Source organism: Acinetobacter sp. I-MWF (assembly GCF_025433935.1).
GTDB lineage: Bacteria > Pseudomonadota > Gammaproteobacteria > Pseudomonadales > Moraxellaceae > Acinetobacter > Acinetobacter guillouiae.
Genome location: NZ_JAMBAR010000001.1, coordinates 1,555,862 through 1,564,718 on the forward strand (window position 1 = coordinate 1,555,862; position 8,857 = coordinate 1,564,718).

At 37.7% G+C, this 8,857-nt stretch carries 9 protein-coding genes; all 9 read left to right on the forward strand.

Going from position 1 to position 8,857, the window contains the following annotated elements; translation table 11 throughout:
• Positions 1-8: 8 nt before the first annotated feature.
• Entirely contained in the window at positions 9-632 is a 624-nt protein-coding gene (locus tag M2R48_RS07290; protein ID WP_262085602.1) for a molybdenum cofactor guanylyltransferase, read from the forward strand.
• Between the two features lie 48 nt (positions 633-680).
• Positions 681-932, forward strand: coding sequence for a MoaD/ThiS family protein (locus tag M2R48_RS07295; RefSeq protein WP_004820361.1), 252 nt, complete (start codon positions 681-683; stop codon positions 930-932).
• 1 nt (position 933) lies between these two features.
• The gene (locus M2R48_RS07300) at positions 934-1,407 is read left to right on the forward strand and encodes a molybdenum cofactor biosynthesis protein MoaE (RefSeq protein WP_262085604.1); all 474 of its coding nucleotides are present in this window, start codon (positions 934-936) and stop codon (positions 1,405-1,407) included.
• Between the two features lie 131 nt (positions 1,408-1,538).
• Positions 1,539-3,968, forward strand: coding sequence for an FdhF/YdeP family oxidoreductase (locus tag M2R48_RS07305; RefSeq protein WP_262085605.1), 2,430 nt, complete (start codon positions 1,539-1,541; stop codon positions 3,966-3,968).
• An 81-nt stretch (positions 3,969-4,049) separates the two neighbouring features.
• Positions 4,050-4,838 carry a formate dehydrogenase accessory sulfurtransferase FdhD gene (gene fdhD, locus M2R48_RS07310; protein ID WP_262085606.1) on the forward strand — a complete coding sequence of 263 codons (789 nt, stop codon included), beginning with the start codon at positions 4,050-4,052 and terminating at the stop codon, positions 4,836-4,838.
• Positions 4,839-4,879: 41 nt separating this feature from the next.
• On the forward strand, positions 4,880-5,623 hold the full coding sequence (gene modA / locus M2R48_RS07315; RefSeq protein ID WP_262085607.1) for a molybdate ABC transporter substrate-binding protein: 744 nt from the start codon (positions 4,880-4,882) through the stop codon (positions 5,621-5,623).
• A 9-nt stretch (positions 5,624-5,632) separates the two neighbouring features.
• Positions 5,633-6,322 carry a molybdate ABC transporter permease subunit gene (gene modB / locus M2R48_RS07320; RefSeq protein ID WP_004721653.1) on the forward strand — a complete coding sequence of 230 codons (690 nt, stop codon included), beginning with the start codon at positions 5,633-5,635 and terminating at the stop codon, positions 6,320-6,322.
• A 4-nt stretch (positions 6,323-6,326) separates the two neighbouring features.
• On the forward strand, positions 6,327-6,950 hold the full coding sequence (locus tag M2R48_RS07325; protein ID WP_262085608.1) for a molybdenum ABC transporter ATP-binding protein: 624 nt from the start codon (positions 6,327-6,329) through the stop codon (positions 6,948-6,950).
• 630 nt (positions 6,951-7,580) lie between these two features.
• The coding region (locus M2R48_RS07330; RefSeq protein WP_262085609.1) for a ShlB/FhaC/HecB family hemolysin secretion/activation protein at positions 7,581-8,857 on the forward strand (1,277 nt) is incomplete at its 3' end.

Consider the following 8,857-nt stretch of genomic DNA (forward strand, 5'->3'; position numbering starts at 1 on the left):
CAATAAAAATGTCTCAATATCCAAATACTGACTTAGTCATTTTAGCTGGTGGTCAAGCTAGACGGATGCAAGGTAAAAACAAACTTTTGCAGCAGTTTGATCATGAAATGCAACTGCTTAAAATCTATCATCAATTTTGTGATGAGGTTGCGAAAATTTGGGTAAATAGTCATCAGGACTGTATTGTTTATCAGGAGATCATCGCTGAAATAGCCTGTTTTTCAGATGATCAGGCGGGATTTTTAGGGCCATTAATGGGAATGAAAAGCGCATGGGCACATGTAACTACAGATTATATTCTGTTCATTCCCTGCGATATTACTTTTATCCCTAAAGATGTCTTATCAAAAATGCATCAAGCTTTATTGGTGGCGGAAAATTCTCAAGCTGTATTTATCTCTATAAACGAACAAAACCTTTACCCATTTTGTTTGTTAAAAAGAGACAGCTTAGCTACGCTCGAAAAGCATTTGGCTAATGAACAATTAAGTATTCGAAAATGCTTTGATGATTTAAAGCCACAAGTCGTTAAATATGAAAACCCTATAAGTTTTCATAGCATTAATTCAGAACAGGAGTTAAGACTATACCGTGAAGAATTACATATATTCAGTCATTCAAAATCAAGTTAGTTCACCCTAAATACTCATTGTGGCGCTATGCTTAAGTAAAGGTGTTAAATGGCAGAGATTCAAATTAAGATTGAAACTTATGGTGCAATTGAAAGACTGTTACCTAAAGATTTAAATTTTTCTTGTGTTGAAAATAGTATGGTCTCAGAAATTTTGCAGCAAATTTCTGATCAATATCCTGATTGCGCTAGTCTTTTAGAGAAGTGTGCATGTGCGATTGGTGAAGAAATTATTCCCCGTCGACATCGATTAACAAACCATTGTACATTGGTTTTATTATCCCCTGTAGCAGGAGGCTAACATGACAGATAGATCTCGGATTAAGGAAACGGATCTGAGTTTAGATGATTTTAAAACCATTGATGATTTTCCTGAATGTGGTGGTATTGGAATTTTTATTGGAACGGTTCGAAATCACCATGAAGGTCGCAGTGTTAAGGCATTAAAATATACTGCTTATAAGCCCATTGCTGAAAAAATGATTCGTGCAATTGAGCAAGAAATACAAAACAAATATGCAGTATCATATATTCAGGTTATTCATAGAATTGGCGCTCTAGATATCGGAGGCAAAGCAATCATCGCAGTGGCTTATGCGCCGCATCGAAGAGAAGCTTTTATGGCGTGCGAAGAGGTTGTAGAACGTGTAAAACATGAAGTTCCAGTATGGAAAGAAGAGTTTTACTCAGATGGTTCTAGTGAATATGTCGCTGGCTGTTGTATCCGAAAAGATGATGATGTTGCGGATAAACATCTTCATTTGAATTCTCATTAAGTCGTTGTAAATTACGCAGCTTAAGTTATAACAATGATGAATGATTATTATGAAAAGTTACCATGTAAAGTAAATGAATTTTTTCTTGAGCTGATTTTTTAATCAGATAAGCCATTAAAGAGGGCACTCAAATGAACGATTTAGAAAAAAATAAACCTGAAACAGAAGGCCAAGAACGTCATATTCAGGAGAATACCAATTTCGCACGTATCGAACCCTATACGCATCCTGCTGGTGGTTGGGGCGCTTTGTTGAGTGTTGCCAGAAATTTAAAAAGGCAAGAAGTCTTTGCCAAAGGCTCAATTACATTAATGAATATTAATCAGCCGACAGGTTTTGACTGTCCTGGTTGTGCATGGCCTGAGAAAAAAGATACGCACGCATTTAATTTTTGTGAAAATGGTGCAAAAGCTGTTGCATTCGAAGCAACCAGTAAGCGAGTTACTCCAGAATTTTTTGCGCATCACACGGTAAGTTGGTTGGCTGAGCAAAATGATTTTTACCTCGAAGATTTGGGGCGACTCACAGATCCAATACGTTATGACGCGGCTACAGATAAATATGTCCCAATTTCTTGGGATGATGCATTTAAGCTTATCGCTCAACATCTTCAAGCCTTGGATCATCCAGATCAGGCTGCATTTTATACGTCTGGTCGTGCAAGCAATGAGGCGGCTTTCTTGTACCAGTTATTTGTCAGAAGTTATGGAACAAATAACTTCCCTGATTGTTCAAATATGTGTCATGAAACCACCAGTATTGGTTTGAAAGATTCAATTGGGCTCGGCAAGGGGACCGTTACTTTAGATGATTTTGATCAAGCGGATATCGTATTTAGCTTTGGGCATAATCCTGGTACCAACCATCCACGAATGTTAGGAACTTTACGCGAAGTATCGCGTAGAGGTGGAAATATTATTGCGATTAATCCAATCAAAGAACGTGGGTTAGAGCGTTTTCAGGATCCTCAAGCAGCAATTGAGATGATGACGAATGGCAGTACGCCCATTAGTCGCTTTTATTTTCAGCCGAAAATTGGCGGAGATTATGCGCTTCTGTTAGGTATGATGAAGCATCTTCATGAATGGGATAAACAGGCAATACTCGCAGGTAAAACGGGGGTATTTGATCGGCAGTATATTGCTGAGAATACCGTTGGTTTTGATGAAATGTTAAAAGAAGTTGACCGAACAGAATGGCGTGATATTTATCAGTATTCAGGCCTCTCTTCGGAAAACTTAGAATCAATTGCTAAAATGTTTTGCGAGTCTGAGCGTTCAATTTTTTGTTGGGGAATGGGCATAACACAACATAGACATGGCACTGCAAATGTTCATATGTTGGCTAATTTACTTTTGGCGAAAGGGCAGATTGGTCGTCCTGGAGCAGGCCTATGTCCAGTTCGTGGGCACAGTAATGTGCAGGGTGATCGGACCATGGGGATCAATGAATTACCAAGTGCAAAAATGCTGGATGATATTGATCGTGTTTTTAACATTAAATCGCCACGCAAACATGGCTATGGTGTGGTAGAAACGATTAAAGCGATGTATGAGGGCGATGTTAAAGTCTTTATTGCTTTAGGCGGGAATTTTGCAGTTGCCACACCTGACACCCCATATACTCAAGAAGCGCTAAAACGCTGCTCACTGGTGGTAAATATTGCAACAAAACTCAATCGTAGCCATCTCGTATGTGGTAAAGACGCCTTGGTTCTTCCATGTCTAGGTCGTACCGAACTGGATAAGCAACTGAAAGGGAATCAGGCGATCTCAGTTGAAGATTCAATGAGTAATGTTCATTTATCCGCTGGGCGCAATGAACCTGCATCAAAGAACTTGCTTTCTGAACCTGATATTGTTGCACGAATGGCTGAAGCGACGTTACCTGACTCTAAAATTAAATGGCGTTGGTATGTTGAGGACTATGATCGTATTCGTGATTCTATTGAAGAGGTTTTTGAGGAATTTAAAGATTTCAATGGACGAGCCTATCAACCGGGTGGTTTCCATCTGATTCATCCTGCCAATGTTAAAGTTTGGAATACCCCCGTGGGTAAAGCACAATTTCTGATTACGCCATTAAGCCAAGTCTATAACGATCAAGAAAATCAATTTTCTGCCAAGTACACAAAGAGCAAAGTCTATACTTTAATGACGATTCGTTCGCACGATCAGTACAATACGACCTTATACGGTCTTGATGATCGCTATAGAGGTGTGTTTGGCCAGCGCCGTGTATTATTTATAAATCAACAAGATATTGATGAAGCTGGTTTTGTTGCTGATCAATGGGTTGATATTGAAAGTGTATTCTCTGATGGGGTAAAAAGAGTCGTGAAAAGTTTCCGAATCGTTCCCTATAATATTCCATCAGGAAGTCTGGCCGCTTATTATCCTGAAACCAATCCACTGGTTGCGCTTTCAAGTCATGATCAATATGCCAAGATTCCAGCTTCAAAGAGTGTTCCTGTTATTTTACATGCTGGCGATGCACCTGAGTACTTCAATTTATTTACTGAAGTTGATCCTGAGAATGCAGAAAAAAAGGTTGAAACTTAAGTATTTACTGGTTTATTGCAGGATACGTGAAATTGGATAGTAACCTATGGTTGCTATCCTGAATGGTAAGGAAAGCTCAAGTTGGAACCACAATTTTCAGGTTATGCATCAGTTCAAATTACACGATTTGATCAAGATAAAACAGATGTTCAGTTTGATCAGGTTGTTCAAGAATATCCGATTGCATTGGTTTATAACGGTATATCTCATGCGGTGATGATGGCTACACCAACTCATATCGCTGAATTCGCAAAAGGATTTAGCCTTTCTGAAGGAATAATTGCAAGTTTAAAAGAACTTTACTCGCTTGATATTATTCACAACAATTTTGGTATACAGGTTGAGATGAAAATTTCATCAAAAGCTTTTATGGCATTAAAACAACATCGCAGAATGCTGATTGGTAGAACAGGATGTGGTTTATGTGGTATAGAAAGTCTTCAACAACTTCAATTTTCATTACCAAAAATTAGTTCTACAATTCAATCAGAATGGTTAAGAGAAATTCCTAACGCAATCAAACAATTAAAAAACCAGCAAAAGATTACCGCTGTGACTGGTGGAGCGCATGCTGCTGCTTGGGTTGTGCAGGGGAACATTCATGCTATTTTTGAAGATGTTGGGCGACATAATGCGCTAGATAAATTACTGGGTCATATCTCAGCAGAGAACTTTGATTTGTCAAAAGGATTTGTGGTGATGACCAGTCGAGCAAGTTATGAACTGATTAGAAAATGTGTTGTATTAAATATCGCATTACTTGCAACAATTTCAGCGCCTACCAGTATGGCAATAGAGATGGCACAAGCTTCAGGTCTCACATTGGCAAGCTTTTGTCGGGGTGATGGTTTCGTCCTTTATAGTCAGTAATGCTTAGCGATCAATTTTTTGTTATTTAAAGGAAGATGTCGATGAAAAAATTTTTATTTAGTTTAAGTTTGCTTGCCATGGGCCATACTTATGCAGAAGATACAATCACAGTCTACGCCGCAGCCAGTTTAACCAATGTTCTAGCAGAACTAGATCAAAAATATGAAAAGAAAAATAATCTAAAAATTAAAACATCTTATGCTGGTTCATCGACACTGGCAAAACAGATTGAAGCAGGGGCACCAGCCAATTTGTTTATCTCTGCCGATGAGCAGTGGATGAATTATTTACAAGATAAAAAATTGATTGATCCTAAAAATAGAAAGAATCTACTTGGTAATCGTTTGGTATTGATTAGCCCGAAAAATCAAAACATACAATTCAAAATGACCCCATCATTTGACCCAACTACTGCATTTAAAGGCAAGCTTTGTACAGGCGATACCAAAAGTGTTCCTGTTGGAAAGTATGCGAAGCAAGCTTTAACATCATTGCAGTGGTGGGAAAAAATTCAGCCGCGTTTAGTGCAAGCTGAAGATGTTCGCGTTGCACTGAATTTTGTGGCACGTGGGGAATGTAATGTGGGGATTGTTTATTTAACTGATGCTGCAATTAGTCCAGATGTTAAGGTTATTGCTGAGTTTCCGTTAAACACGCATACACCGATTGTTTACCCAATGGGGATGGTAAAACCGACCCCTGAAACTGTTAAGTTTTATCAATATTTACAAAGCAATGAAGCTAAAACCATATTTAAAAAATATGGCTTTAGCGTTCTTAATTAGAAATCGGCTATGTTTGATGTACTGTCACCAGCAGAAATTGAAGTCTTAAAACTCTCTTGTAAAGTTGCTGGTTTTTGTCTGATTTTTAGCTTGATTCCAGCCATTATCGTTGGCTGGATTTTGGCACGTAAAGATTTTTTCGGAAAATCATTATTTGAAACATTGATTTTTTTACCTTTGGTGTTACCGCCAGTTGTGCCAGGTTTTTTACTTTTACAAGTTTTTGGTAATCGTGGCTTCTTAGGGAAATATTTAACGGAGTTCGGCCTAGATTTTGCATTTAATTGGAAAGGTGCAGTCTTGGCTTCGGCAGTGATGGGATTTCCATTATTGGTCCAATCGATTCGTCTGGCGATTGAACTTGTTGATCAAAAGCTAGAAATGGCTGCAAAAACTTTGGGCGCATCTGCATTTTCAACATTTCTGCATGTGACTTTACCTTTAGCGAGTAGTGGTATTTTAATTGGTGCAATCTTATGTTTCTGTCGTAGTTTAGGAGAGTTTGGCGCAACTATTACCTTTGTGGGCAATGTTGAGGGTGAAACCAGAACTCTACCGCTTGCGATGTATAGTTTGATGCAACAGCCTGATATGAATCATGCATTGCAACGTCTGATTATGATTTCATTGACTGTGGCATTTTTGGCATTATGGTTTGCACAGTGGTTTCACCGCTATCAAAAGAAAAAACAGAGTTAACGTAATGCATTTTGATTTTAAAATAATCTTGAAATTTGATAAATTTAATTTAAATCAGCAATTTAAATCTGATGAAAGTGTGGTGGGATTATTTGGACATTCTGGTTCAGGTAAAACCAGCATTTTAAATGCGATAGCTGGCTTACGTACGCCACAACAAGGCTGGATCAAAGTGAACCAAGATACTTGGTTTGATCATGAAACAAAAATCAATGTCCCCACTCAAAAACGCCGTGTCGGTTTAGTCTTTCAAGATGCCCAATTATTCCCACATAAAAATGTTATGGGGAATTTAAAGTTTGGATATAACCGAATTGATGTTGAGCGACGTCAGTTTGAGTTAGACTATATCATTGAATTATTAAAGCTGAGCCATCTGCTTGATCGGATGCCAATACACCTCTCTGGAGGCGAAAAACAACGCGTGGCATTGGGGCGTGCGATTTTATATTCGCCGAATATTCTGCTATTAGATGAACCTTTATCTGCATTGGATGCAGAGCATAAAGCTGAAATTATTCCATTCTTTCAACAAATAAAGAGTGAGATTAAAATTCCTATGTTATATGTGACTCATGATATAGAGGAAGTCAAACTGTTAACAGATACCATTTGGCATTTAGGGTGATTGTCGATTGGGTTTAATTTAAAAAGTTCATTTTATATTTTTTCTAGAAGAAGTAACGATGCATGCTATGGGCGCCCGTTTGGTATTTCAGCTCATCAAACATCATGCTAAAAAATAAATGATAACAAATAATAAAAAATATACGTAAACAGGTTCACAATATTCTAAATGAGCAAATGAAACTTCTTAAAAAATACTCAAGCTCATTAGACGAAAGCTTTTGGTCGCTTAAAAATTATACATCTCAGGGTATTCTTTAAAAATTTTTAAAAATTACTTTGGTTCATGGTTTTAATATGTATTTAACTCAGCTATGTATAGAACTTAAATACTTAAAATTATTACAATCACAATGCGGCTTACCTCAGCGTTAAAAGAGTGGAAAAAACTAAAATTAAAAAAAATGAAATTGTTTAAATTTTTGATAAATAATAAATATTTAAAATAATGCTTAATCTTTATTTAAAGAAGAGCGAGAGGAGAAGTTTTATAGGTCTAGCTTTTTAATTAATCAAATGAAGCCAAAGTGAAAAAAGCATAAATTAAGCTAATCTATACAGCTTGTCCTATTTACAAAATGTCATAATTTCGAAATAATAAAATATGAAATACATCACAATTACTATTGACATGAAAAATTTAGAATTAAATAAAGTTTCTTTAGCTGTTTTTTTAACGATTTTAGCAACAACGACTCAGGCTGCAGAACCACCATCAAATCCAACTTTGACGTTAAATCCTACTCAACGTCAGCAACAACGTGATGAAGCATTACAAAAGCAATTACAGCCCGAAGCTGTAGTGCAAACGGGACTAGAAAAACAACTTCAAATTCAACCACAACTGCAATATCTAAAATCAAACAGCGAAGATGTGTGTTTTGAAATTAAAAAATTTGTATTGATTGGGGAAGATGCGCGTCAATTTACTTTTGCGATGCGCCCTGTCACGCAAGGTCAACATAATCTCATTGGCCGATGTATCGGGGTACAAGGCTTAAACCAAGCCTTAGATCTAATTCAAAACAGTATTATTAGTCATGGTTATGTCACCACCCGCATGCTGTTACCTCAACAGAACATTGCTTCAGGTGAGATTAAACTACAAGTGATTGCTGGGAAAGTAGATCAAATTCAATTTGTTCAAGGGACGTCTAAGCGTGCTCACAAATTTAACGCTTTGCCTGTTCAATCTGGGGATATTTTAAATATTCGGGATATTGAACAAGGTTTAGAAAACTTTAAACGTGTGCCGACTGTTGAAGCTGACTTTAAAATCAAACCATCAGAACAGCGTAACCAACCTGGCTATAGTGATTTAGAGTTGGCATGGCAACAATCAAAACCTTACCGGATTCATTTGGGGGTTGATGATGCAGGCTCAGATTCAACGGGGAAATACCAAGGCACAGCAACCTTATCTTTAGACCATCTGTTTACTGCAAATGACTTGTTTTATGGCAGTTATAACCATGATTTAGGAGGGGGAGATCAAGGTAAACGCGGAACAGATGGCTATTACTTAAGTTATAGCATTCCACTCAAATATTGGCTGCTTAGCAGCAGTTATAGCCAGTCTGATTATAACCAAACGGTTGCAGGTGCCAGCGAAAGTTATAGCTATAGCGGCAAAAGTAAACTGATCGGGGTCGATTTATCTCGGGTACTTTACCGTGATGCCAAACGAAAAACCACCGCCAGTGTGGGAGGATGGTATCGGGAGTCGCAAAACTTCATCAATGATGTAGAAATTGAAGTGCAACGTAGAAAAACCGGTGGCTGGAAAGCCAGTTTGGATCATACAGAATATCTAGCCAATGCGACTTTAACAGGCAATTTAACCTATAAACGCGGTACAGGTGCATTTAATGCAATGCATGCACCTGAAGAGCAATTTGGCGAAGCCTA